Here is a 22,003-nt window from a genome sequence, read left to right on the forward strand (position 1 = left end):
CCCCGGCCGCTTCCCGCAGCTCGCTCAGCTCGTGTGCGCCCCCAGGAACGCGAGCGCGCGCGGCCACGCGTCGGTCGCCGCCTCCGCCTGGTAGGTCTGCTCGTTCGCGTCGTTGAAGAAGGCGTGGCCGGCTCCCGGGTAGACGACGACCTCGACGTCCTTGCCCTCGGTGGCCTCCCGGATGCGAGGGACCTGCTCAACGAGCGGAGCGTCCCGGTCGCCCAGGAATGCCAGCACCGGCACCTGCAACGCGCCGAGCTCCTCCGCGGAGGCGGTGACATGACCGTAGAACGGCACGGCCGCGGCCAGTCGGGGCTCAGCGAGCGCGAGCGCCCAGGAGAAGGTGCCGCCGTAGCAGAAGCCGGTGACGCAGACGCTCGTCGCGCCCTCCTGCCGCAGCAGCCGCTCGACGAGGGCGCGGAGGATCGCGACGGTGCGCGTTGCGTGCTCCGGAGTGAAAACGGGGGCGAAGAAGGTGCGCAGCTCGACCTGGCGGGGCAAGCGCCGCACCGGGTGGTCGTAGTCGGCGCGCTGCTCCTCGTCGAGCTGCTCGAGCAGGCCGCTCTCGGCCAGCAGCTCCGGCGCGACCACGCTGTAGCCCTCGGCCGCGTACCGGTCAGCGACCGAGCGGATATGTCCGTCGACGCCCCACACCTCGTGGATCAGGATCAGCGCTCGGCCGCCCTCCCCGCTGCGGTACACCGGTACGTCGTGCTCGGCCAGGGTCCAGGTCTCATCGCTCGTGGGCATGACGGAACCCTAACCCCGGGCCCGGGGCGAGAGGGCCGAGGGACCGGACTCCGAGCTGTGCAGCTCCGCCACGTCGTCCGTCGCGCTGGGTCAGCAGCACGCAGGAGCCGACGGCCGCCGCGGTCATCGCTCCGGAGGGGGCGTCGACGCGGGCGGCGCCGTCAGGATGTCGTCCCACTCCAGCGCGCGCTCGAAGCGGAAGCCGTGCCGCTCGTAGAGGCGACGGGCGTCGCTGCGCTTGAGAACGTCGAGACGGAAGGGCAGACCCGGCCGCGCCTCCTCCCGCATCACACGCCGGAGCACGGCACCGCCGACCCCGCGGCCCTGCGCGTGCGGGGCGAGGTAGAAGTGCTCGATCCAGACCGCGTCAGCCTCGACGCGCGCCGCGATGCTCCCGGCGAACGCGCCGTCGAGCTCGATCACGCGGGTGAGCTCGGGGCGGTAGCCGTCGAGGAAGCGGTGCCGAACGCGGTGCGCGTTGTCACGGCCGAGGGTCTCGAGAGACGGCCGCATCACGACCGCACGCAGCTCCGCGATCATGTCGGCGTCCTCCGGGAGTGCCGGTCGGAGCGACCAGACCGGCTCAGCGGCCACGGGGCTTGCGGGTGCGCCGCACCGCAGGCGCCGGCGTCTTCGGCCGGGCCGGCTTCTTCCGACCGCCTCCGGCCCTCTCGGCCTTCTCACGCGCCTCCCGCGCTCGTGCCTTCGCCGCCTTCGCGCGGGACTTGACCTTCGGGGTCGCGGCGGTGCCACGGGTGGTGTTCGCGCTGCGGCCGCGGACCACGCCGATGAAGTCCTCGACGTCGTCGCTCTTGTCCTCGGTCACCCAGGCGAGCCGCACGCTGGAGGGAGCGACACCGGTCACCGGGACGACGGTCACGTCCTTGCGGCTGTGCACGCGCGCCACCGACTGCGGGACGATCAGCACGCCCACTCCGGCCGCGACCTGCTCGACCGCGTCGTCGAGGCCGGCCATCCGCGGCAGCGGGCGCCGCGAGCCGTCGGCGACCTCCTCGGCGATCACCGCCCACTCGGGCACGTTCGCCGGCTCCTGGAGGAGGTGCTCGCCGGCCAGCTCGGCGACGTCGAGCTCCTCCGCGGCCGCCAGAGCGTGCTCGCGGCCGAGAACGGCGACGGGCTGCTCGTCGTAGAGGTGGATCGAGCTGAGGGCGGCGGAGGAGACCTCGCCGCGGATGAAGGAGAGCTGCGCGCGGCCATCCAGCAGCGCCTCCTCCTGCTCGCGCTCGGCGACGACGGTGATCCGCAGCGGTAGATCGCTGCGGCGCTGCCCCCAGACGCGGGTCCATGTGGTGGGGGTGACGCCGGGCACGAGGGCGACGGCGAGGGAGGGGCCGGCGCCCGACCCCCCGTCGGGCCACTCCTGCGCCTCGGGAGCAGCCTGCGGGTCGTCGGTCTCGGGCTGCTCGCTCATCCCCTCAGGGTAGGTGCTGCGGGCCGCGCCGGTAGGGTTGCCGAATGGCCAAGGCGACACAGACGATGAAGGCTGCGACCGCGGCGAAGAAGCTGCAGGTCTACCTGCCCGCGACCCCGGAGGAGTTTCAGGAGTCGGCGATCACGCGCGAGCAGTACGACGAGCTCGTTGCGAACCCGCCCGCCTGGCTCGTGCAGCTGCGCGAGGAGGGGCCGCACCCCCGCTCCGTCATCGCCTCCCGGTTGAACGTCTCGATCTCGGGCCTGGCCCGCGGTGGCGTGACCGATGCCCTGACCACTCCCGAGATCCAGGCCCTGCTCGACGAGGTCCCCGAGTGGCTGCGCGTCGAGCAGAACCGCTACGCCGAGGTCCGCCGCGAGCAGGCGCGCCTCACGTCCGAGCGCGCCGCCAAGTCCACCGCCTAGCCCCCTCCCGCCGCGAGGGGAGGGCGGGGGCTACCGGGTGGGTGGCAGCGTAGGTCTTCTTTCCCCCGCTCATGCGGCGATTTCCGTCCTGTCGTCGCCGGCGGGAACGCTCACCCAGGCGCCCGTCTCGGCCGCGTCGAGCACGGCGTCGGTGATGCGCGCCGCGCGGAGGCCGTCGGCGAAGGTCGGCAGACCCTCCACGTCGGCGCCCGCCACGGCGGCGTAGGTGTCGCGGGCGAAGGCCGTGAAGGCGTCCTGGTAGCCCATCGGATGTCCGCTGGGCACGATCGAGAGCCGTGCCGCGTCGGGCGCGAGGATCGACGCGTCGCGCGGCACCAGGACGGCGCTGTCGCGCCGGCCGACCCACAGCGTCTCGGGCAGTTCCTGCTCGAAGCGCAGCGACTCCTCCAGCCCCGAGACCTCGAGCACCAGCTCGTTGCGGTGCCCAGCGGTGACCTGCGAGACGAGCAGCGTGCCGACCGCGCCGCCCTCGAGCCGGACGATCGCGCCGGCCACGTCCTCGGTGGTGACCGGGCGACCGCCGCGCTCGGCGTGCACGGTACTCGTGATCGCGGCGAGCGAGTCGATCCGCTCGCCGGTGACGAATTCGAGCAGGTCGACCAGGTGCGAGCCGATGTCGCCGAAGGCGCGCGAGCGGCCGCCGGCGGCCGGGTCCACGCGCCAGTTGTCGTCGGAGGCGCTCAGCAGCCAGTCCTGCAGGTAGCTCCCGCGGACGGTGACAAGCCGACCGGTCTCGCCGGCCGCGACGCGGGCGCGGGCCTCCCGCACCATCGGGTGGAAACGGTAGGCGAACGGAACGGTCGCGACGACTCCTGCGGCGGAGGCGGCTGCGGCGAGCGCCTCCGCCTCCCGCACGGTCGCGGCGAGCGGCTTTTCGCAGACCACGTGCTTGCCCGCCTCGATCGCGGCGAGCGCGAGCGCGGCGTGCGTGGCGTTGGGCGTGCAGACGTGCACGAGGTCGATGCTGTCGTCCTCGATCAGGGCCCGGGCGTCCGGGTAGGCGCGCTCGATGCCGAGCTCGGCCGCCGCCCGCTCGCCTTTTTCGGGGCTGGAGGAGGCGACGCCGGCGAGCACCGCTCCGGCACTTCGGGCCGCGCGGCTGTGCACGGCCGCCATGAAACCGCCGCCGAGCACCCCGACACGCAGAGGCGCGGGCATCAGGAGAGGGTCGCTTCGGTCGGGTCCCAGCTCTCGGGGAGGGCGGGGCGGGGAGTCGCGGTGCTGGCGACGAGGATCTTCTCGCCGGTGTCGGCGGCCTCGAGGAGCGAGAGCATCACGTCGGTGACGTGGTAGGCCAAGCCTCCGGAGGCGGCTTCTGGGCGGTCGGCCCGGATCGCGCGGGCGAGCTCGAGCACGCCAGCGCCGCGGGAGGCGGTCGAGCCGATCGCCGCGATGCGCTCCGGCTCGGCGGACCCGCGCCGGTGCAGCATGAGATCGCCGTCGTGCATGTTCGGGTCGGGGAGGACGAGGGTGCCCTCGGAGCCGTTGATCTCGACGAAGCCGGTGCGCGGCAGGCTCGACTCGAAGCTCCACACGCCCTGGGCGGACGCTCCGGATTCGAAGCGGAGCAGCCCGCCGATGTGCGTGGGGACGGTCACCGGGAACTCGGTGCCCTCCTTCGCGCCGGAGCCGATGACGCGGTTCGCGCGGGCCTGGGACGAGACGGCGGTGACGCTCTCGACCGGGCCGAGGTTCTGCACGAGCGTGGTGATGTAGTACGGGCCCATGTCCAGCAGCGGCCCGCCGCCCTCGGCGAAGAAGAACTCCGGGTTCGGGTGCCAGGACTCCGGGCCGGGGCCCTGAAAGAGGGTGAGGGCCGAGAGCGGCGTGCCGATCGCTCCGCTCTCGATGATGCGCTGCGCCGTCTGCAGGCCCGCGCCGAGGAAGGTGTCGGGAGCGCTCGCGACGCGCAGCCCCTTCTCCTCCGCCAGGGCGAGCAGCTCGGTTCCGCTGACGCGGTCGAGCGAGAAGGGCTTCTCGGTCCAGACGTGCTTGCCCGCCTCGACCACACGGCGCGCGACCTCGACGTGAGCGGCGGGAATCGTGAGATTCACCACGATCTCGATGCCCTCGTGCGCGAGGAGGTCCTCGACGCTGCCGGAGGCGGGGACGCCGAACGCCTCGGCCTGGGCCTTCGCGCGCTCGAGATCGATGTCGGCGACGACGAGAACCTCGAGGTCCGGGAAGACGGTGAGGTTCCTGAGGTATTCGGTGCTGATGTTCCCGGCGCCGATGACGCCGACGCCCACGCGGCCGGTGCCGCTCATGCGCCCAGCCCCGAGACGTAGCGGTGGGCCGACTCGAGGCCCTCGAAGATGTCGCCGGCGTACGCGTCGAATTCGAGCACGGGCAGGGCCTGCGGAGCGGCGGCGAGGATCGCCGGGACGTCCATAGCGCCCTCGCCCGCGGGCACTTGCTCCTGAATGTCGGCCGAGACCGGCCCATCCTTCACGTGCAGGAAGCGCACCTGGTCACCGAGCCGGCCGAGCACCTCGACCGGGTCGTCGCCACCGACCGCCGCCCAATAGGTGTCGAGTTCGAGCACCATGCGCGGGTCGAGGAGGCCGGCGAGGTGCTCGAAGGCGCTGCGGCCGTCGATCCGGTTCTCGAACTCGAAGGCGTGGTTGTGGTAGCCGAGCACCAGGCCGCGGGTGGCGGCGGAGTCGACCAGCGCGTTGAGCTCGTCGGCAATGCGTGCGACCTCGTCGGCGGTGCTCCAGCGGGTCGGATCGACGAAGGGGTCGATCACGGTCTCGACGCCGAGGGCCGCGGCTGCGTCAAGGATCTCGTCAACGGTGGCGTCCCCCTGCGGGCCGAGGAGGCGCGCGTGAGCGCTCGGAGCGCGCAGTCCGCTGGCCGGAAGCGCCGCGCGGTAGGCGTCGGCCAGATCGACGAACCCGAAGAGTTCGACCGTGGTGAAGCCGATCCCCGCGAGCCGGTCGAGGGTGGCCGGCAGATCGGCCGCGAGCGGCTCGCGCACCGAGTACAGCTGAACAGAAAGGTCTGGGCGTGTGGCCACCGGTGGGGCTCCTGATCGACGGTGAGAGGTGTATCTCGAACCCTACGCGGACTTTTGCTCATGGACAAGCAAAACTCGGCCGTAAGGACCGCCAAGTCGCGCCTCCACCGCACAGAAGGAGGGGCGCTGTGGTTAACTCTGGCCATGTCCCCGCGCCGCCGCACCACCGTCAGCGCGGTCGGTGAGCTGCTGCTCCTGCTGGCCGACCGGGCGCCCCGGACACGGGCCGACGTCGTCGCCGAGACAGGCCTGCCCCGCGCGGCCGTCTCGGCCCAGCTCGACGTGCTGACCGCCTCCGGCCTCATCGCCCGGCAGGACGACGCCCCATCCTCCGGAGGCCGCCCCGCGGCCCGCGTCGCCTTCGACGCCCGGGCGCGCAGTCTCCTCGCGATCGACCTCGGCGCCGCCCACGCCGTCATCGCCCTCACCGACCTCGACGGCACGGTCCTCGCCCGCCGCCGCGAGATCATCGCGATCGCCGACGGACCCCTCGCTGTCCTCGGCCATGCCCTCGACGTCGCCGCCGCCCTGCCCGAGCACACCGCCGAGGCCGGCCCGCTCGCCGGAGTCGGCGTCGGCGTCCCGGGCCCGGTCGAGCACGCTACCGGACGCCCCGTAAAGCCGCCGATCATGCCCGGCTGGGACCGCTTCGACATCCCCGAGTTCGTCGCACGCCGTCTGCCGGTACCCGTCCTGGTTGACAACGATGTGAACCTGCTGGCCCTCGGCGAGCACGCGGACCACTACGCCGATGTCGACGATCTCCTCTACGTGAAGGTGTCCACCGGCATCGGCGCAGGGATCGTGAGCGGCGGCGCTCTGCAACGCGGAGCCCTCGGGGCCGCGGGCGACCTCGGGCACGTGCAGGTCCCCGGCGACCGCGGCGAAGCCGACCTGGAGGCGATCGCGAGTGGCTCGGCGATCGCCCGGCGACTCGCCGACGCCGGGATCGACGCCGCCAGCACCTCCGACGTCGTCACCCTGCTGACCGACGGGGACCCGACCACCGTCGAGCTCACCCGCGCGGCCGGTCGCGACATCGGCGAAGTACTCGCCACCTGCGTGAACCTGCTCAATCCCTCCGTCATCGTCGTCGGCGGCAGCATCGCCCAGGCCAGTCACGAGGTCCTCGCCGGCGTGCGCGAGGTGGTCTACCGCCGCTCCCTGCCGCTGGCGACCCGCTCGCTCGACATCGTGCAGGCCGCGGCCCAGGGCGGAGGCGTGCGCGGCGCCGCCCTGATGGTGCGGCGCCACCTGCTCTCCCCCACGCACGTCGACGCCTTCCTCGCCGCCTGACCCGTCGCTGCGCGCTGATCGATCCGCACGAGAGGTCCCCCGGTCGGCGTGCCGATTCGACCGGGCGCCGCAGGGAGCAGACAATGAATCGGTGCCCGACCTGCAGCTCTCCTTCCCCTGGGAGACGCAGCCCGTTTTCACGGACGCCGAGCCCCCGCATCTCCGGAGGGTCGTCGCCGACTCCTCGGACCGCATCGCCTGGCTCCGCGCCCGCTCGCGCGGCATCACCGCCACCGACGTCGCCCGCCTCTCCTCCCCCGCCGCCATCGGCAAGGCCGCGCTCGACAAGCTCTACGGCACCGGATTCGGCGGCAACGCCTTCACCGAGCACGGCCGCGCCCGCGAACCCGAGATCGCGGCCTGGGTGCGCAGCGAGCACGCGATCGAACCGAGCAGCACCCTCTTCCACGCCAGCCAGGAGCGACGCCACCTCGCGACCCCCGACGGCATCGGCCTGCGCGACGACGGCCGGCTGGAACTCTGCGAGATCAAGACCACGACGAAGCCGTGGCGCAGCATTCCGCGCCACTACCTGCGGCAGGTGTTCTGGCAGCAGTACGTGCTCGGGGCCGAGCGCACACTCGTCGTCTGGGAGCAGCACCGCGACTTCGTGCCGATCGAGGGCGAGCCGAACGCCCGCTGGGTCGACCGCGACGAGGACGAGATCCACATGCTGGTGCGCCTGGCCGGGATGCTGATGGCCGAGCTGCACGAGCGGACGCGCGCGCGGTGACGGTCCTCCTCCTGCACGGCCTGGGCGGCGACCGCTCTCAGCCGCTGGGGCTGCTGCGCTCGGCCCTACCCGCCGGGAGCGAGGTCATCGCGCCGGACATCCGCGCCCACGGCGCGTCCGACCTCCTCGGCGCGGCCGGCGACTTCGCCCTCGAGACGCTGGCCGACGAGGTGACCGAGGAGGTCGTGCGGGCCGGAGCCGCGCACAAGCCGCTCACAGTGCTCGGCATCTCGATGGGCGCCGCGATCGCCCTGCGCCTGGCCGTGCGCCGGGTGCTGCCGATCGACCGCGCCGTCTTCGTGCGCCCCGCGTTCACGTCCGAGCCGCTGCCCGAGAACCTCACGGTGTTCCCCGTCATCGCGCAACTGCTGCACGACCACGGCGCGAAGCGCGGCGAGCGGATGTTCCGCGCATCGGGCCTGTTCGCGCGTGCCGCCGCGGTGTCCCCCGCGTCCGCGGAGGCGCTGACGCAGCAGTTCCGCTCGCCGCAGGCCGCGGAGCGCGCGGTCCGCCTCGCCGAGATCCCGCGGAACGCCGCCTACCGAGACTCCGCGGAGCTGGGCGAGGTGATTGCGCGCACCCTGGTCATTGCGGCCGACCGCGACCCCGTCCATCCGGTCGAGGTCGCGCAGGCATGGGCTAGAGCTCTTCCGGACGCGAACTGCGAGCGGGTGCCGTCGCGCGATGCGGGCCTCGCAGCCCAGCAGGACCGGATCCGCGGGCACGTGCGCGACTGGCTCGCTCGACGCTGACGTCCTCGAGAGCGAGCACCAGGCCGACGGACGCGAGCCACAGCACCGCGATCGCCGTCGCCACGAACTCGAGCGTCCCACCCAGCCGCAGCCAGACACGCAGCAGCGACAGAATCCCGCCCGTCCCGGCGACGACCGCCACTGAGATCCCGGCCGCGAGCGAGAGCCGCGCGAGCACCGGGCGCCCCCGCACCGTCGCCAGCTGGAGCATCGCCGCGCACGCCGCCGCGAAGCCGAGCACCGCCGCAGAAGTGTGGACCAGATCCTGCCAGCGGAACGCGGGGCCGACCGGGAGCGGGCAGCCGGCCGTGCAGGTCACCTGCGAGGCGAGCGCGAAGCAGGCAGCGGCCAGGAGGATCGCACCGGCCGGGCGGAGGGCGGGCAGCAGCCGTGCGCGCACCGGCCACGCTCCCGCACCGATCAGCGCGCCGCCCGCCGCGACGAGCAGCAGGGCGGCCTCGAAGGCTCCGGCCGTCGGCAGATCCGGTGCGCCCATCTCGCTGACGTAGACCCAGCGGCTGGTGCCGATGCTGATCCGTGCCGCCAGGAGGACCGCGAGTCCCGCCAGAACCAGGAGCGCGCCGCCGAGGAGGAGGGAACGTCGGCGTCGCATTCCCTCATCGTGCCAGATCGGGCGCCGCGTCCCCGCGCGGCAATCTTCTCCCGAGGGTGACACCCCCGTAACAGCACCGACTCATTGCCTCGGTTGACTGGTCACGGCGTCGGATGCGGGGAATCGGGGGCGCCGTCCTCGGCCCTGCTCCACCCGTACGCCTCAGTGACACGGAAGGCGACGATGCACACCAGCGCGCTCGGACACGGTCTTGCGATCGGCGAGATCCCGGAGGAGGAGGTCCTCCCCGACTCGATGACGGCAGCGGTGATCGACGCGCCGGGCGACGCGTCCGCTCTGCACCTCGCGACCGTGTCGACCCCCTCCGCCATCAACGCGGAGTTCCTCGTGAAGGTGGTCGCTGCCGGCGTGAATCCTCTCGACGCGAAGACACGGGCCGGGCAGGGGGTCGCCGCTCAGATCGCCTCCTATCCGGCCGTGCTCGGGCACGACTTCTCCGGCGTCGTCGTCGCGAGCCCCTACCCGGCGCATCCGCTGCGGCCGGGCGACGAGGTGTACGGCTTCGTGATGGTGCCCCGTTACTCCGGCTCCTACGCCGAGTACGTCAGCGTGCCCAGCGTCTCGCTCGCGCGGAAGCCGTCCACGCTCTCGCACGTCGAGGCGGCCGGTGTCCCGCTCGCCGCCCTCACCGCGTGGGGGATGGTGGTCGAGCTCGCGAAGGCGCACGAGGGTCAGCGGATCCTGATCCACGCCGGCTCCGGCGGTGTCGGCCACTTCGCCGTGCAGTTCGCCGCGTACTTCGGCGCCTCAGTGATCGCGACGGGATCCACTCGCAACGTGCACTGGCTGAGCGAACTCGGCGCCGCGCAGGTGATCGACCATACGACCGAGCGCTTCGACGAACTGCTGTCCGGAGTCGACGTGGTGATCGACCTCGTCGGCAATGTGCACGACGACACCGGCTCTCGTTCGCTGACGGTCCTGCGGCCCGGGGGCCTGATCGTGAACGCGCCGACCGGAAGCTGGCCCGGGTTCTTCGAGGAATCAGCGGAGGCGGGAGTGCGCGCCTCCACCTACCGCGTCGCGCCCGATGGAGCGACCCTCGGCGTGGTGTCCCGGCTGCTGGAGTCGGGGGACGTGCGGGTCTTCATCGACCGCGTCTTCCCGCTCGCCCGCGCCTGCGAGGCGCACGAGCAACTCGAGACAGGGCACACCCGCGGCAAGATCGTCCTCACCGTCTCCGAGTGCTGACCGCCCGTCCTCCCCGCCGCGAGATGCCACTTCGGTACGCCCCGCCCGGCGTGCCGCGTCCCTCAGCGGCATCTCGCGGAGTGGGGAGGGGGCGCTCGAGGACGTCGTCGTCCTCGAGGCGGTCGCCGACGAGGAAGCGCTTGCGGCCGACGACATCGAAGCCGTGCTTCGCGTAGAAGCGCTGGGCGCGGGCGTTCTCCTCGTTGACGCCGAGCCACACGCCCGCGGCCCCGTGCGCCTGCGCCTCCTCGAGGCTCGCGGCCATCAGGGCGGCCGCCGCTCCGGAGCCGTGCCTGCCGGGGAGGAGATAGAACTTGCTGAGCTCGACGGTGGGACGCAGCCGGATCGCCGCGACGACGTCGGCGTCGGTGGGCTCCCCGCGCACCAGCATCGCGTAACCGGTCAGCGCGCCGGACTCGTCGTCGACAAGAAGTGAGCGGAGCGGGTCCGCGAGGTGGTCGCGGAAGCGCTCGACCGAGAGGACCGTGCGCACGAACTCGGCCTTCGCCTCCTCGGTGGTGTGGGGCGGGCAGGCCAGCGGGAACGTCGCCGCGGCCAGCTCGGCTAGGGCGGCGGCGTCGGCGGGAGAAGCCCGGCGGACGGTCACGGGTGGCGTGGCGGAGCGGAGCGGCGGATCACGGGTCCAGTATGCCGGGACGACGAAGGAGGGGGCCCGCCGAAGCGGACCCCCTCCTCACGTGAGCGCGTGCGCTCGGCTCAGGCCAGGACGTTGACGTCCAGCGGGATGCCGGGGCCGAAGGTCGTCGAGACGGCGGCCTTCTGGATGTAGCGGCCCTTCGAGGAGGACGGCTTCAGGCGAAGGATCTCGTCGAGAGCCGTCGTGAAGTTCTCCTGGAGCTGCTCCTCAGTGAACGCGGCCTTGCCCACGACGAGGTGCACGTTAGCGTGCTTGTCGACGCGGAACTCGATCTTTCCGCCCTTGATCTCGGTTACGGCCCGGGCCACGTCCGGGGTCACGGTGCCGGTCTTGGGGTTGGGCATGAGGCCGCGGGGGCCGAGCACCTTTCCGAGACGACCGACCTGGCCCATGAGCTCCGGGGTTGAGACGGCGGAGTCGAAGGAGGTGTATCCGCCCGCGACCTTCTCGATGAGCTCGGCGCCACCGACCTCGTCGGCACCGGCGGCCAGCGCGGCCTCGGCGGCCGGGCCGGTCGCGAACACGATGACGCGGGCGGTCTTGCCCGTGCCGTGCGGCAGGATGACCGTGCCGCGGACCATCTGGTCGGCCTTGCGCGGGTCGACACCGAGCTTGAGGGCGACCTCGACGGTGCTGTTGAACTTGGCGGAACCGGTCTCGCGGGCGAGCGCGACAGCTTCGTCGGGGCTGTAGAACTTGCCCTCTTCGAGCTTGGCCGCGGCGGCCCGGTAGGCCTTCGACTTCTGTGCCATGTTGTTTCTCCTTGAAACGAGAATGTGGTTCTAGAGCCTGGCGGGCTCTCCCACGGGGGTGATGGAGTTCTGGTGGTGTGCTGCGATCCCATCGAGGGGTCGCCGTCACGACTCACGGTCTGCCGCTGCGGAGGCGCGCTTATAAGCGCGCGGCTGCCGCCGTGGAGTAGCGCGGTGCGCTACTCGACCGTGATGCCCATCGAGCGGGCGGTGCCGGCGATGATCTTGGCCGCTGCCTCGATGTCGTTGGCGTTCAGGTCGACCTGCTTCGCCTCGGCGATCTCGCGGACCTGGGCCTGGGTGAGCTTCGCGACCTTCACGGTGTGCGGGGTCGAGGAACCCTTGGCGACGCCGGCTGCCTTCTTGATGAGCTCCGCCGCGGGCGGGGTCTTCAGCACGAAGGTGAACGAGCGGTCCTCGTAGACGGTGATCTCCACGGGGATGACGTTGCCGCGCTGCGACTCGGTCTGCGCGTTGTACGCCTTGCAGAACTCCATGATGTTGACGCCGTGCTGACCGAGCGCCGGACCGATCGGGGGCGCGGGGTTCGCCGCGCCGGCCTTGATCTGGAGCTTGATCAGGCCGGTGACCTTCTTCTTGGGGGCCATTCTGATTCCTTTTCTCAGGGTTCGAGCAGTCGGGGGCTCCCGACCGCTCTCCCGCGCATCCGACGGTGCCGGATCGCGGTGGAGGAGGGTCGTCCGGCGCACGCACTGATGGGGCGCCGACACGAAAACCCGTCCGAGCTTACACCAGCCCGTCCGTCGCCGAGCGTCCCCTCCGCAGGGACCCGTCCGATGTGCAGGGAGGTGTGCGATCTGCAGGAGATCTCGACCATCGGCGGATGGCTCAGTGGAGGAGAGCGCTCCCCCGCGAGAATCCCCGGCACATCGAACAAGGGTTACCACGGAGACCCACGGCTACCGCATCGACCCACGGCGACCGCGCGCGGAACGGTGAAAGCCCCCTCCGTCACTGCGGAGGGGGCGTTCACCCGGCGTGCGGGCAGAGCGTCAGAGCTTGGTGACCTGGTCGAACGACAGCTCGACCGGGGTCTCGCGCTCGAACAGCGAGACGAGCACGGTGAGCTTGCCGCTCTCGGGCTTGATCTCGCTGATCGATCCGGGAAGACCCGCGAACGAGCCCTCCTTGATGGTGATGGTCTCGCCGATCTCGAAATCGACCTCGGCCGGAAGCACGCGCTGCGCCTGCTTCTGGCCCTTGGCGCCGGTGCTCTTCGAGGGGGCGACATCCTTGATCTCCACGAGGCTCTTCAGCATCGTGAACGCCTCCTCGAAGCGCAGCGGGGTCGGATTGTGGGCATTGCCCACGAAGCCGGTCACGCCGGGAGTGTGGCGAACGACCGACCACGAGTCCTCGTTGAGGTCCATACGCACCAGCACATAGCCGGGGATGCGCACGCGGGTGACCATCTTCCGCTGGCCGTTCTTGATCTCGACCACGTCCTCCATCGGGACCTGGACCTCGAAGATGTAATCCTCAGCCTCGAGCGAGACCTTCCGGTTCTCGATGTTGGACTTCACGCGCTTCTCGAAGCCCGCATAGGAGTGGATGACGTACCACTTGCCCGGCTTGCCGCGCAGTTCGGTGCGGAAGGCCTCGTACGGGTCGATGTCCGCCAGGTCTTCACCTGCGGACTCGGCGTCTTCGGCGGCAACCTCGGCCTCGTCCTCGACCGCCTCGAGGGCCGCTTCGGCCTCCTCGACGGTATCGATGTGCGAGGCCTCGTCGACGGCGGAGTCCGCCTCGGGGTCCTCAACCGAGCCGATCGCATCCAGCGCTGCCTCAAGATCGGAGGCGAGGTCGGCCTCGGACTCGTTCTCGTCGACGATGCTCAGCGCACCCTGCTCGGCGGGCTCGACGGCGTCCTCGGCCTGCGACTGCGTGTCGCCCTCCTGCTCCTCCTCGACCTCGGACGACTGCTCGGCAGCCGTCGCCCAGTCGACGTCGTCGCGGTTTCTGTCAGACACTCGTCACAACTCTCTCTCGATCGATCGGTCGCACCTCTCGGGCGCGTCCCGCTGTCGCCGGCACCCTCCGCTCGCGCGGCCCGGATGCTCTCGGGTCAGGCGGCGGGTGTGCCGAACACGTAAGTCACGGCCAGGGCGAACACCCAGTCGAGGAAGGACACCAGCGCCATCATGATGACCACGAAAATCAGCACGACCACGACGTAGTTGCCCAGCTCCTTGCGGGTGGGCGTCACGACCTTCTTCAGCTCGGCGATGACCTGCCGAATGAAGAGGGCGATGCGCGCGAACGGATTGCGCCGCGCTGCTCGCTGCTGATTCGCGATCGCGACGACGTCCTCGCTCGGCTCGTCGACTGCTTTCCCGGCCACCTGCACGCACCTTTCCCGCACCGGAACCTCCGGTGTGGCCGGCCGCCCGTCATGAGCGGCCCTGGACCGATGACCGCAACGTCGCGGGGACCGCGTGCGACGGGCATCGATGTGCAGGGCGGACAGGGCTCGAACCTGCAACCTGCGGTTTTGGAGACCGCTGCTCTACCAATTGAGCCACCGCCCTATGGATGCCGTTGCGAGCATCCGAGGAGGAGACCGACCCGCCGCCCGACCCGCCGCGACCCTCGAGGGCGCTGCGGATGGAGGCAGAGATCGACTACCTCGGATGAGTGTACGTGGACCCGCAAGGCGTGTCCAGCCGAGCCGCGGGGCGCCTCTAGGGCTCGTGCGCGCGCAGGATACGCTGGCCGTCGTGTCCTCCACCACGCGCATTTCCACCCGCATCTCCGCCATCGCCGAGTCCGCCACCCTGAAGGTCGACGCTAAAGCGAAGGCCCTCCAGGCCCAGGGCCGCCCGGTCGTGTCCTACGCCGCAGGCGAGCCCGACTTCCTCACTCCCGAGCACATCGTCGAGGCCGCCTCGGCCGCCGTGCTCGACCCGCGGAACTATCGCTACACGCCCGCCGCGGGGCTCCCGGACCTCCGCGAAGCCATCGCTGAGAAGACGGCGCGCGACTCCGGATGGGCCGTCGACCCGTCGCAGGTGGTGGTCACCAATGGCGGCAAGCAGGCCGTCTATCAGGCGTTTCAGACCCTCCTTGACGACGGCGACGAGGTCCTGGTGCCCGCCCCCTACTGGACCACCTACCCCGAGGCGATCAAGCTCGCCGGCGGCGTGCAGGTGGACGTGTTCGCGGGCGCCGACCAGGGCTACCTCGTGACGGTCGAGCAGCTGGAGGCCGCGCGCACCGAGCGCACGAAGGTCCTCCTGTTCGTGTCCCCCGCCAACCCGACCGGAGCCGTCTCTTCGGCCGAGCAGACCCGGGAGATCGGCGAATGGGCCGAGGCGCACGGCCTCTGGATCATCGCCGACGAGATCTACCAGAACCTCGTCTACGCGACCGGCGACCAGGACGACGCGAGCCCACTCGAGCGCGCGACCTCGATCGTCGAGGCGGTGCCGGCTCTGCGCGACCGCACGATCCTGGTCAACGGAGTCGCGAAGACCTACGCGATGACGGGCTGGCGCGTCGGATGGATGGTCGGCCCGGCCGACGCGATCAAGGGCGCCGCGAACCTGCAATCGCACCTCTCGAGCAACGTCTCGAACATCTCCCAGCGCGCGGCCATCGCCGCCCTCACCGGGCCACAGGAGCCGGCCGAGGAGATGCGCCTCGCCTTCGACCGCCGCCGACGCACCATCGTCGCCGAACTGAACGCCATCGACGGCATCGACTGCCCCACCCCCGGCGGCGCGTTCTATGTCTACCCCGACGTGAACGGACTGCTGAACCGCACCTGGAACGGCACCACGCCCACGACCTCCCTTGAGCTCGCCGACCTCATCCTCGAGCAGGCCGAGGTCGCCACCGTCCCCGGCGAAGCCTTCGGACCGAGCGGCTACCTCCGCCTGTCCTACGCCCTCGGCGACGACGCGCTCCTCGAGGGCGTGCACAGGCTGCAGAAGCTGTTTCGTACCGATTAGCCGATCTCCTCCCGCGTCGTCGATCGGCCGCGGTCGGCCGAAGGCTCCTCTGACAGGTGACGGGGGCGTGGCATCTCGGGGCGGGGAGGGCAAGAAGGGGGCGGAAATCGGGGATCACTGTCGCCGGAGGGGTGCGACAGGGCACGCTGTGGAGATGAGCGAAGACCACGACGTCCGAGTCCGCGATCTGCGGAAGGACTACGGCGGCGCCCCAGCGGTCGCGGGAGTCTCTTTCGACATCCACCGCGGCGAGACCTTCGCTCTGCTCGGCCCGAACGGCGCCGGCAAGTCGACGACGATCGAGATCCTCGAGGGCTATCGCGACCGCTCGGGCGGCGAGGTCTCGGTACTCGGCGTCGATCCGCACCACGGCGATCTCGCGTGGAAGGCGCGGCTGGGCATCGTCCTCCAGTCCAGCGGCGAGTCGGGCAACGCGACGGTTCGCGAGCAGATCGCCCACTTCGCGAGCCTCTACCCGCGGCCGCGCGATGTCGACGCGACCATCGAGGCGGTCGGGCTGACGGCGAAGGCGCGCTCGCGCATCGGACGCCTCTCGGGGGGTCAGCGCCGTCGCGTGGACGTCGCCCTCGGCATCATCGGCCGCCCCGAACTGGTGTTCCTGGACGAGCCGACCACCGGCTTCGACCCCGAGGCACGCCACTCCTTCTGGGACCTCATCGCCCTGCTCAAGAGCGAGGGCACAACGATCCTGCTGACCACGCACTACCTCGACGAGGCGGCCCGCCTGGGCGATCGTGCCGCCGTGATCTCCGGCGGGCGCCTGCTGGCTCTTGGGCCGATGAGCGCGATCGGAGGGGACGAGGCGCGCATCCCGATCGTGCAGTGGCAGGAGAACGGGGTGCTCCAGCGTGTGCGCACAACGGAGCCGGCACGAACAGTTGCCGAGCTGCACACGCGGATCGGGGAGCCGGCGGCCCTCGAGGTCCTCCGCCCCAGCCTGGAGGACATCTACCTCGACCTCATCCGCGAAGACCGTGACGCGGTCGACCTGATCGGAGAGCCCGCGTGAGCGCCGTCGCCACCCGCCCCCGCACGCTCCCGACCGGACCTGGGCGCACGATCCGCCTCGGACTCGCGCGAGCCCGCTACGAGGTCCGCTCCTACTTCCGCGCCCCGGACCAGGTCTTCTTCACCTTCCTCTTCCCCGTGCTGCTCCTGACGATCTTCTCGGTGGCATTCGGCGACAACGCGGTGATGCAGGCGAATCCGCAGGATCCAGGCATCCCGATGGCCGAGTACTACGTGCCGGGACTCGCGGCTGCCGGGATCCTGCTCTCGGGAGTGCAGAACCTCGGAGTCGACATCGCGGTGGAGCGCAGCGACGGCACCCTCAAGCGCCTCGCCGGAGCACCTCTGCCGGTGTTCAGCTACTTCCTCGGCAAGTTCGGCCAGGTCCTCGTCACGAGCCTCGCGCAGACGGTGCTGCTCCTCGTCGTCGCTGCGACCGTCTTCTCGGTCGAGCTGCCCACTGATGGTGGACGCTGGGCAACCTTCGCCTGGGTCTATCTGGCCGGAGTCGCAACGTCCGCGATCCTGGGCATCGCCGTTTCGGCCCTGCCGCGCTCCGGCAAGAGCGCGACGGCCGTGATCGTGCCGCCGCTGCTCGTGCTGCAGTTCATCTCGGGGTCGTACCTGTCGTTCACGACGTTGCCCGACTGGCTGCAGAACACCGCGAGCGTCTTCCCGCTGAAGTGGATCGCTCAGGGCATGCGTGCCGTGTTCCTGCCGAGCGGATTCGAGGAGGCGGAGGTGAACGGTTCCTGGGATCTCGGGGGCGTCGCCCTGGTGCTCGGGATCTGGCTCGTGGTCGGACTGATCGCCTGCCGCTTCGGCTTCCGCTGGATCCGCCGCGACAGCTGAGGCCGCGGGACGCCGCACGGCTCAGACGGAGGTGCCCACGACCACGGGCTCGGGGTGCAGCAGCACGCCGAACTCGGCGAGGACCCGGCCCTGCACATAGCGGGCGAGCTCCGCGATCTGCTCGGCTGTCGCTCCGCCCCGATTAGTCAGCGCAAGTGTGTGCTTGCTCGACACGGCGGCGCGCGAGCCGGGCAGGGCGAACCCGCGGGAGACGCCGGCGTGCTCGATCAGCCACGCGGCGCTGAGCTTGACGAGGCCGTCGGCACGGGGAGGCACGGGGAGGCCGACGGGCGCTCCCGCCTCGACCGCCGCGAGCGGGGTGATGACGGGGGCTTGCGCCGTCGGCTCGACCGGCCAGCGTGGCGCCGTGAGCGGTAGGCCGTCCGCGAACGCACTCGTCACGAGGGGGTTGGTGAAGAAGGAGCCGGCACTCGTGGTGTCCGGATCGTCAGGATCGAGCACCATGCCCTTGCCCGCCCGCAACGCGAGAACCGTCTCGCGGACGCGCGCGAGCGGCACCCGCGCACCGAGCGGGACTCCGAGCGCCGACGCCAGCTGCCCGTACGCGACCGGGGTACCGTCGCCGGCGGCGCCGACCTCCTGGAGCGCGAACTCGACCGCCAGCACCGCGCCTCGACGGCCCTGCTTGATCGCCGAGGTGCGGTAGGCGAACTGCAGCTCCTCCGCCGTCAGGCGCACCGGCTCGCGGGCGCCCTCGTCGAGGAAGTCCACGGCGACCAGGGTGTCGGAGAGTTCCTGGCCGTACGCGCCGATGTTCTGCACCGGCGACGCTCCGACCGTGCCGGGGATGCCGCTGAGAGCCTCCATGCCCGCCCAACCGCGCTCGACGGTCGTCGCGACGAGACCGTCCCATGACTCGCCCGCCTGCACCCGCAGGAGCACGCGCCCCGGCTCCTCCGAGGGGAGCCGCTCGATCCCGCTGGTGCGCACGCGCACGACCGTACCCTCGACTCCGTCGTCGCCGACGAGGAGGTTGGAGCCGCCGCCCAGCAGCAGCCACGGCTCGTCGCCGGACCACAGGGCCACGAGAGTGTCGATCAGCTCGTGCTCGGTGGTCGGCTCGACCAGGCGTCCGGCGGGGCCGCCGACGCGGAGGGTGGTGAGGGCGGAGAGGTGCGGCGCGGAGCTCACGCGAGTCGGACCCGCGCCTGGGCCTTGCCGAGGACGGACTGGCCCTCGACCGAGACGGTGAGGTCGACGCGGGCCCAGCCCTCCTCGGCGTTCAGGACGCCGACCTTGGCGACGACGTCGATCGCGACGCCCTCTCGGGGATCGACCACGACGGGGCGGGTGAAGCGCACCTGATAGTCGAGAACACGTCCGGGGTCGCCGACCCAGTCGACGACGACCTGCACCGCTGTCCCCATCGTGAGCATGCCGTGCGCGAGGACGCCCGGCAGGCCCACCTCGGCGGCGACGTCGTCGCGGTAGTGGATGGGGTTGAAGTCACCCGAGGCGCCGGCGTAACGCACCAGCGTGCCGCGGTCGATCGGGAAGCGGCCCTCGGCGACGATCTCGCCGACGCTCACTCCGTCGAGGGTGGGGAGCGCTGTGCTCATTCGTCACCCCTGACCACGAGGGTGGAGATCGCGGTGACGACGTGCTCGCCGCCCGCGTCGACCATCCGCGATTCGGTGGTCACCATCGAGTGCGCTCCGAGCGTCTTGATGCTCGCGACCGAGAGGGTCGCCGTCAGCTCATCGCCCGCGACAACGGGCCGGGAGAGGGTGAATCGCTGATCGCCGTGGACCACGCGGCGGAAGTCGATCCCGCCGTCGGGCTCGGCGAGCAGCTGGGCGAGCGTGTACTCCTGCACGACGACGGCGAAGGTGGGCGGAGCGACGAGGTCGGGGTGCCCGGCGGCGCGGGCGGCCTCGACGTCGTGGTGCAGGCGGGAGGTCGCGGAGACGGCGCGGGCGAACTCCCGCACCTTCTCCCGCCCCACCTGATAGGGCTCCGTGGGCGCGAAGACGCGCCCAACGAGTTCGGGGTTCACTGGCACCCGGCCATACTAGGCGCTGCCGTCGCGGTGCCCCCCGCGGCCCCGGAGACGGCCCTGGGGCCGCCCTGAGACCACCCTGAGACGGCCCCGAGAGGCATTCGAGTATGGCCACCGCCAATTTCCCACCCGAGTATGGCTGACCGATGGCCGAACTTCTTCGAAGCTGGCGGACATGTCGACACCCACACCAGAGCGCGACTGGGCGACGTACGCCCGCGAGCTCGGCACCAACATGCACCGGGCCCGCATCGCCAAGGGTGCCAGCCAGGAGAAGATCGCCCACGCGGCGGGGCTCGCGGGCTACACCTACCAAAAGTTCGAGAAGGGCGAGTCGAAGCCGGGGTCACCCGCGAATCCGACACTGCACACGCTGCTCGCCCTCTGCGAGGCACTGGAGGTCGACCTGATGGATCTCCTGCCACCCGACCCGCCGCGCTCCTCACAGAGCCTCGAGTAGCCGCAGCACCGCGCCGGCCAGTCTCGCCCCCGCGCTGAGGTCGAGGTCGACCTCGCCGATTCCGTCGGCCTCGAGGCGGAGCCGGTCCTCGCCGGACGCCCCGGGGCGGCACAGCGACAGGTGCACCGTCCCGGCCGCGGCCCCACCTCCGCCCGCCCAGAGCACCACGGGGAGCGAGCGCGCCACCGAGCGGTGCAGCCGCTCCCCCACCGCGACCATCTCGTCGTGCTCGCCCGCGCACCAGCGCGGGCACCCCTGGTCGTTCCTGCCGTCCATCCGTTCCTCCACGTTCCGCACCCCTTGGTCGAGGAGACCAGCCCACCAGGCGGTACCGACATCGAGGTCCCGCCAACCCCCGATCACGCCCGGGGTGTGGACAGGAGACGGTCCAGCGCACGCTGTGGAGGAGCGATGACAGGATCCCACACCAAAATGGTGCCTCTCGGATTTCGGCGCGAACCGTCGTCGGGGCCTCAGCGGTGCCCGATCACCCAGGTCGCGATCGCGGTCGTCGCGCCCGCGGCGACCACGCCGTGCGCCCGCTCGCTACGGCGCGCTGAAGCGGGGGAACCTGCTCGGACTCCCGATCCGCTTCCTCTTTTCTTCTCGCTGCTCACCGTTATCACCGCCGCAGCGCCCGTCCCGGTGTTCGGCGAGCTGATCACCGACCCGATCGAGACCGTCGAGCGGATCGACACCCGGCTCGCCGTACTCCTGGGCGGGCTGACCTTCATCATCGCCACCCTCGGCATCCGCGGCGCGCTGATCGCCTACCTCGACGAGGACCTCGAGCACGACAGCGGCGGCTCGACCGTCTGATCCGTTTCCAACGCAGGAAGAATCCGCTCGCACCGCCCGGTTCTCGCCGACCCGGGCACCCTCGACGAAATCCTTCCTTCGTTCTGAACAGGAACCGAGGAATCACCCTGCGCATCGCCCAAGCGGCCGTGACGTGGCCTCGCTCGTCGGCCTCCCCGCGAGCGGACCTGAGCGGTCAAGCGGGTCCGAGCGGTGGAGCGGGTCCGGGGGTTCGGGCCGATTCGAGCCGACCTGCGAGGATCGGGGGATGAGCGTCCTCCGCGATCTCGGCCTCGGTGCCCGCCTCTTCCTGCGCGGATTCCGCACCTGGGTCCGCTCACCGCGGGCGATGCTCCTCGGCGCGATTCCGCCGCTGATCGTCGGGCTGCTCTTCGTCGGCGTGCTGCTGCTGGTGCTCACACGGGTGCAGGACACGGTGATCGCGCTCACCCCGTTCGCCGACGGCTGGGAGGAGGCGACGGCGTCCACCGTCCGCCTGCTGCTCTCGATCGCGGTGGTGGGCGCGGTCATCGCCCTCGGGGTGGTCCTGTTCGCTGCGGTGACTCTGCTGGTCGGTGACCCCTTCTACGAGCGGATCTGGCGTCGGGTCGAGGACGACCTCGGCGGGGTACCCGACGAGCACGAGAGCGGCTTCTGGCAGGGGATCGGCCGCGCGCTGCGCGACTCCGCCGTGCTGGTGGCCACTTCGCTCGGGATCGGCGTGGTGCTGGTGCTGCTCGGCCTGGTGCCGGTCGTGGGCTCAATCGTCGGCCTGGTCGCCGGCGCCCTGGTCGGCGGGCGGGCGCTCGCGCTCGAGCTCACCGGGTTCGCGGGCGACGCCCGGGGCCTCTCCCTCGCAGAGCGTCGGCGCCTCCTCCGCGAGCACCGTGCCGTCGCGCTGGGATTTGGCATCGCCGTGTACCTGGCTTTCCTCATCCCCGGAGGCGCGGTCATCGCCACTCCTGCCGCGACGGCCGGCGCGACCCTCCTGCTCCGGACCCTGCGGGGCGAGACGACCGAGCGGCCGGCCGCCTGACACCGCTTGGCCGCCGCCCGGCCGTCCCCTAGACTCCCTGCGTGCACACGTCGATCCGAAGCCCCAGGTGGCCCGCCTTCTAGGCGGACCGACGCGCAGACCCCCTCGCACGCGACCGCCTCCTCCGGGCGGTCGTTCTGCTTGTCAGGGCCCGGGTGGGGCACGACCCGATTC

Annotated in this window: 27 protein-coding genes and 1 tRNA gene; 11 read left to right on the forward strand and 17 right to left on the reverse strand. The window is 71.4% G+C overall.

The window, feature by feature from the left end:
• Nucleotides 1-24 precede the first annotated feature (24 nt).
• From C5D07_RS00145 to C5D07_RS00155, 3 genes are all read right to left on the reverse strand, one after another.
• Complete coding sequence (locus tag C5D07_RS00145) at nt 25-750, reverse strand: dienelactone hydrolase family protein (RefSeq protein ID WP_104258335.1); 726 nt, start codon at nt 748-750, stop codon at nt 25-27.
• Between the two features lie 123 nt (nt 751-873).
• Entirely contained in the window at nt 874-1,290 is a 417-nt protein-coding gene (locus C5D07_RS00150) for a GNAT family N-acetyltransferase (protein WP_104258336.1), read from the reverse strand.
• Nucleotides 1,291-1,333: 43 nt separating this feature from the next.
• Nucleotides 1,334-2,182 (reverse strand): LysR family transcriptional regulator substrate-binding protein, encoded by an 849-nt coding sequence (locus C5D07_RS00155; protein WP_104258337.1) that lies wholly within the window; start codon nt 2,180-2,182, stop codon nt 1,334-1,336.
• A gap of 44 nt (nt 2,183-2,226) precedes the next feature.
• Between C5D07_RS00155 and C5D07_RS00160 the strand changes: the two genes are divergently transcribed.
• Nucleotides 2,227-2,607: a DUF5997 family protein gene (locus C5D07_RS00160; RefSeq protein WP_068255231.1), complete on the forward strand. Its 381-nt coding sequence runs from the start codon at nt 2,227-2,229 to the stop codon at nt 2,605-2,607.
• A 69-nt stretch (nt 2,608-2,676) separates the two neighbouring features.
• Here C5D07_RS00160 and C5D07_RS00165 read toward each other — a convergent pair whose 3' ends face one another.
• The 3 genes from C5D07_RS00165 to C5D07_RS00175 are packed head-to-tail and all read right to left on the reverse strand — an operon-like array spanning nt 2,677 to nt 5,647.
• The gene (locus C5D07_RS00165; RefSeq protein WP_104258338.1) at nt 2,677-3,786 is read right to left on the reverse strand and encodes a Gfo/Idh/MocA family protein; all 1,110 of its coding nucleotides are present in this window, start codon (nt 3,784-3,786) and stop codon (nt 2,677-2,679) included.
• Nucleotides 3,786-4,895 carry a Gfo/Idh/MocA family protein gene (locus C5D07_RS00170; RefSeq protein ID WP_068255237.1) on the reverse strand — a complete coding sequence of 370 codons (1,110 nt, stop codon included), beginning with the start codon at nt 4,893-4,895 and terminating at the stop codon, nt 3,786-3,788. Before C5D07_RS00170 ends, C5D07_RS00165 begins: the two co-directional genes overlap by 1 nt.
• Nucleotides 4,892-5,647 carry a sugar phosphate isomerase/epimerase family protein gene (locus C5D07_RS00175; protein WP_068255240.1) on the reverse strand — a complete coding sequence of 252 codons (756 nt, stop codon included), beginning with the start codon at nt 5,645-5,647 and terminating at the stop codon, nt 4,892-4,894. The genes C5D07_RS00170 and C5D07_RS00175 overlap by 4 nt, the downstream gene beginning before the upstream one ends.
• Before the next feature lie 144 nt (nt 5,648-5,791).
• Here C5D07_RS00175 and C5D07_RS00180 point away from each other — a divergent pair, with 144 nt between their 5' ends.
• The 3 genes from C5D07_RS00180 to C5D07_RS15555 all read left to right on the forward strand — a co-directional run bounded on the left by C5D07_RS00180 (nt 5,792) and on the right by C5D07_RS15555 (nt 8,428).
• On the forward strand, nt 5,792-6,943 hold the full coding sequence (locus C5D07_RS00180) for an ROK family protein (protein WP_104258339.1): 1,152 nt from the start codon (nt 5,792-5,794) through the stop codon (nt 6,941-6,943).
• A gap of 100 nt (nt 6,944-7,043) precedes the next feature.
• On the forward strand, nt 7,044-7,676 hold the full coding sequence (locus C5D07_RS15550) for a YqaJ viral recombinase family protein (RefSeq protein ID WP_068257596.1): 633 nt from the start codon (nt 7,044-7,046) through the stop codon (nt 7,674-7,676).
• Nucleotides 7,673-8,428 (forward strand): alpha/beta fold hydrolase, encoded by a 756-nt coding sequence (locus C5D07_RS15555; protein WP_170063466.1) that lies wholly within the window; start codon nt 7,673-7,675, stop codon nt 8,426-8,428. Before C5D07_RS15550 ends, C5D07_RS15555 begins: the two co-directional genes overlap by 4 nt.
• Here the strand turns inward: C5D07_RS15555 and C5D07_RS00190 are convergent.
• A complete protein-coding gene (locus tag C5D07_RS00190; RefSeq protein WP_104258341.1) occupies nt 8,316-9,041 on the reverse strand; it encodes a DUF998 domain-containing protein in 726 nt (241 codons plus the stop codon). The two genes, C5D07_RS15555 and C5D07_RS00190, sit on opposite strands and share 113 nt — an antisense overlap.
• A 255-nt stretch (nt 9,042-9,296) precedes the next feature.
• Here C5D07_RS00190 and C5D07_RS00195 point away from each other — a divergent pair, with 255 nt between their 5' ends.
• A complete protein-coding gene (locus tag C5D07_RS00195; protein WP_068257599.1) occupies nt 9,297-10,253 on the forward strand; it encodes an NADP-dependent oxidoreductase in 957 nt (318 codons plus the stop codon).
• Here C5D07_RS00195 and C5D07_RS00200 read toward each other — a convergent pair.
• From C5D07_RS00200 to C5D07_RS00225, 6 genes are all read right to left on the reverse strand, one after another.
• On the reverse strand, nt 10,234-10,860 hold the full coding sequence (locus tag C5D07_RS00200) for a GNAT family N-acetyltransferase (RefSeq protein WP_068255248.1): 627 nt from the start codon (nt 10,858-10,860) through the stop codon (nt 10,234-10,236). The two genes, C5D07_RS00195 and C5D07_RS00200, sit on opposite strands and share 20 nt — an antisense overlap.
• A gap of 110 nt (nt 10,861-10,970) precedes the next feature.
• Entirely contained in the window at nt 10,971-11,663 is a 693-nt protein-coding gene (gene rplA / locus C5D07_RS00205; RefSeq protein ID WP_068255251.1) for a 50S ribosomal protein L1, read from the reverse strand.
• A 179-nt stretch (nt 11,664-11,842) separates the two neighbouring features.
• Nucleotides 11,843-12,271, reverse strand: coding sequence for a 50S ribosomal protein L11 (gene rplK / locus C5D07_RS00210; RefSeq protein WP_068255254.1), 429 nt, complete (start codon nt 12,269-12,271; stop codon nt 11,843-11,845).
• Nucleotides 12,272-12,676: 405 nt separating this feature from the next.
• On the reverse strand, nt 12,677-13,654 hold the full coding sequence (gene nusG, locus C5D07_RS00215) for a transcription termination/antitermination protein NusG (protein WP_104258342.1): 978 nt from the start codon (nt 13,652-13,654) through the stop codon (nt 12,677-12,679).
• Nucleotides 13,655-13,749: 95 nt separating this feature from the next.
• Nucleotides 13,750-14,025 (reverse strand): preprotein translocase subunit SecE, encoded by a 276-nt coding sequence (gene secE, locus C5D07_RS00220; RefSeq protein WP_068208793.1) that lies wholly within the window; start codon nt 14,023-14,025, stop codon nt 13,750-13,752.
• 114 nt (nt 14,026-14,139) lie between these two features.
• A tRNA-Trp gene (locus tag C5D07_RS00225) sits at nt 14,140-14,212 on the reverse strand.
• Nucleotides 14,213-14,401: 189 nt separating this feature from the next.
• On the opposite strand from C5D07_RS00225, the gene C5D07_RS00230 reads away from it, so the two are divergent.
• The 3 genes from C5D07_RS00230 (at nt 14,402) to C5D07_RS00240 (ending at nt 17,515) form a co-directional block, all read left to right on the forward strand.
• Entirely contained in the window at nt 14,402-15,634 is a 1,233-nt protein-coding gene (locus C5D07_RS00230; protein WP_167542385.1) for a pyridoxal phosphate-dependent aminotransferase, read from the forward strand.
• Between the two features lie 154 nt (nt 15,635-15,788).
• Nucleotides 15,789-16,664 (forward strand): ABC transporter ATP-binding protein, encoded by an 876-nt coding sequence (locus tag C5D07_RS00235; protein WP_104258374.1) that lies wholly within the window; start codon nt 15,789-15,791, stop codon nt 16,662-16,664.
• A complete protein-coding gene (locus C5D07_RS00240; RefSeq protein ID WP_249028134.1) occupies nt 16,661-17,515 on the forward strand; it encodes an ABC transporter permease in 855 nt (284 codons plus the stop codon). Before C5D07_RS00235 ends, C5D07_RS00240 begins: the two co-directional genes overlap by 4 nt.
• A gap of 21 nt (nt 17,516-17,536) precedes the next feature.
• Here the strand turns inward: C5D07_RS00240 and C5D07_RS00245 are convergent, their stop codons facing one another.
• Genes C5D07_RS00245 through C5D07_RS00255 form a run of 3 tightly spaced genes read right to left on the reverse strand, consistent with a single transcriptional unit; the run spans nt 17,537 to nt 19,538 of the window.
• Complete coding sequence (locus C5D07_RS00245; protein WP_104258343.1) at nt 17,537-18,667, reverse strand: UDP-N-acetylmuramate dehydrogenase; 1,131 nt, start codon at nt 18,665-18,667, stop codon at nt 17,537-17,539.
• Complete coding sequence (locus C5D07_RS00250) at nt 18,664-19,095, reverse strand: MaoC/PaaZ C-terminal domain-containing protein (protein WP_068255269.1); 432 nt, start codon at nt 19,093-19,095, stop codon at nt 18,664-18,666. Before C5D07_RS00250 ends, C5D07_RS00245 begins: the two co-directional genes overlap by 4 nt.
• The gene (locus C5D07_RS00255) at nt 19,092-19,538 is read right to left on the reverse strand and encodes an FAS1-like dehydratase domain-containing protein (RefSeq protein ID WP_084416024.1); all 447 of its coding nucleotides are present in this window, start codon (nt 19,536-19,538) and stop codon (nt 19,092-19,094) included. The genes C5D07_RS00250 and C5D07_RS00255 overlap by 4 nt, the downstream gene beginning before the upstream one ends.
• A gap of 172 nt (nt 19,539-19,710) precedes the next feature.
• On the opposite strand from C5D07_RS00255, the gene C5D07_RS00260 reads away from it, so the two are divergent.
• Nucleotides 19,711-19,995, forward strand: a complete 285-nt coding sequence (locus C5D07_RS00260; RefSeq protein WP_068255270.1) for a helix-turn-helix domain-containing protein — start codon at nt 19,711-19,713, stop codon at nt 19,993-19,995.
• Here C5D07_RS00260 and C5D07_RS00265 read toward each other — a convergent pair.
• On the reverse strand, nt 19,978-20,271 hold the full coding sequence (locus tag C5D07_RS00265) for a DUF6907 domain-containing protein (RefSeq protein WP_146076684.1): 294 nt from the start codon (nt 20,269-20,271) through the stop codon (nt 19,978-19,980). The genes C5D07_RS00260 and C5D07_RS00265 overlap by 18 nt on opposite strands.
• Nucleotides 20,272-20,406: 135 nt before the next feature.
• Between C5D07_RS00265 and C5D07_RS15990 the strand changes: the two genes are divergently transcribed.
• Nucleotides 20,407-20,814: a hypothetical protein gene (locus C5D07_RS15990; RefSeq protein WP_237358184.1), complete on the forward strand. Its 408-nt coding sequence runs from the start codon at nt 20,407-20,409 to the stop codon at nt 20,812-20,814.
• A gap of 247 nt (nt 20,815-21,061) precedes the next feature.
• Complete coding sequence (locus tag C5D07_RS00275; protein WP_068255279.1) at nt 21,062-21,829, forward strand: EI24 domain-containing protein; 768 nt, start codon at nt 21,062-21,064, stop codon at nt 21,827-21,829.
• Nucleotides 21,830-22,003 lie beyond the last annotated feature (174 nt).

The sequence above is a fragment of the Rathayibacter tritici genome (assembly GCF_002932875.1).
In the GTDB taxonomy this organism is placed as follows: Bacteria; Actinomycetota; Actinomycetes; order Actinomycetales; family Microbacteriaceae; genus Rathayibacter; species Rathayibacter tritici.

Bases quoted from the DNA above. Each gene is read 5' to 3' on its own strand.
- C5D07_RS00265 (WP_146076684.1), bottom strand. From the start codon at position 20,271: ATGGACGGCAGGAACGACCAGGGGTGCCCGCGCTGGTGCGCGGGCGAG.
- C5D07_RS15990 (WP_237358184.1), top strand. From the start codon at position 20,407: ATGACAGGATCCCACACCAAAATGGTGCCTCTCGGATTTCGGCGCGAA.
- C5D07_RS00260 (WP_068255270.1), top strand. From the start codon at position 19,711: ATGTCGACACCCACACCAGAGCGCGACTGGGCGACGTACGCCCGCGAG.
- C5D07_RS00145 (WP_104258335.1), bottom strand. From the start codon at position 750: ATGCCCACGAGCGATGAGACCTGGACCCTGGCCGAGCACGACGTACCG.
- C5D07_RS00195 (WP_068257599.1), top strand. From the start codon at position 9,297: ATGACGGCAGCGGTGATCGACGCGCCGGGCGACGCGTCCGCTCTGCAC.
- C5D07_RS00180 (WP_104258339.1), top strand. From the start codon at position 5,792: ATGTCCCCGCGCCGCCGCACCACCGTCAGCGCGGTCGGTGAGCTGCTG.
- C5D07_RS00250 (WP_068255269.1), bottom strand. From the start codon at position 19,095: ATGAGCACAGCGCTCCCCACCCTCGACGGAGTGAGCGTCGGCGAGATC.
- C5D07_RS00170 (WP_068255237.1), bottom strand. From the start codon at position 4,895: ATGAGCGGCACCGGCCGCGTGGGCGTCGGCGTCATCGGCGCCGGGAAC.
- C5D07_RS00190 (WP_104258341.1), bottom strand. From the start codon at position 9,041: ATGCGACGCCGACGTTCCCTCCTCCTCGGCGGCGCGCTCCTGGTTCTG.
- C5D07_RS00275 (WP_068255279.1), top strand. From the start codon at position 21,062: ATGAGCGTCCTCCGCGATCTCGGCCTCGGTGCCCGCCTCTTCCTGCGC.
- rplA (WP_068255251.1), bottom strand. From the start codon at position 11,663: ATGGCACAGAAGTCGAAGGCCTACCGGGCCGCCGCGGCCAAGCTCGAA.
- C5D07_RS00165 (WP_104258338.1), bottom strand. From the start codon at position 3,786: ATGCCCGCGCCTCTGCGTGTCGGGGTGCTCGGCGGCGGTTTCATGGCG.
- C5D07_RS00160 (WP_068255231.1), top strand. From the start codon at position 2,227: ATGGCCAAGGCGACACAGACGATGAAGGCTGCGACCGCGGCGAAGAAG.
- C5D07_RS00155 (WP_104258337.1), bottom strand. From the start codon at position 2,182: ATGAGCGAGCAGCCCGAGACCGACGACCCGCAGGCTGCTCCCGAGGCG.
- C5D07_RS00235 (WP_104258374.1), top strand. From the start codon at position 15,789: ATGAGCGAAGACCACGACGTCCGAGTCCGCGATCTGCGGAAGGACTAC.
- rplK (WP_068255254.1), bottom strand. From the start codon at position 12,271: ATGGCCCCCAAGAAGAAGGTCACCGGCCTGATCAAGCTCCAGATCAAG.
- C5D07_RS00150 (WP_104258336.1), bottom strand. From the start codon at position 1,290: ATGATCGCGGAGCTGCGTGCGGTCGTGATGCGGCCGTCTCTCGAGACC.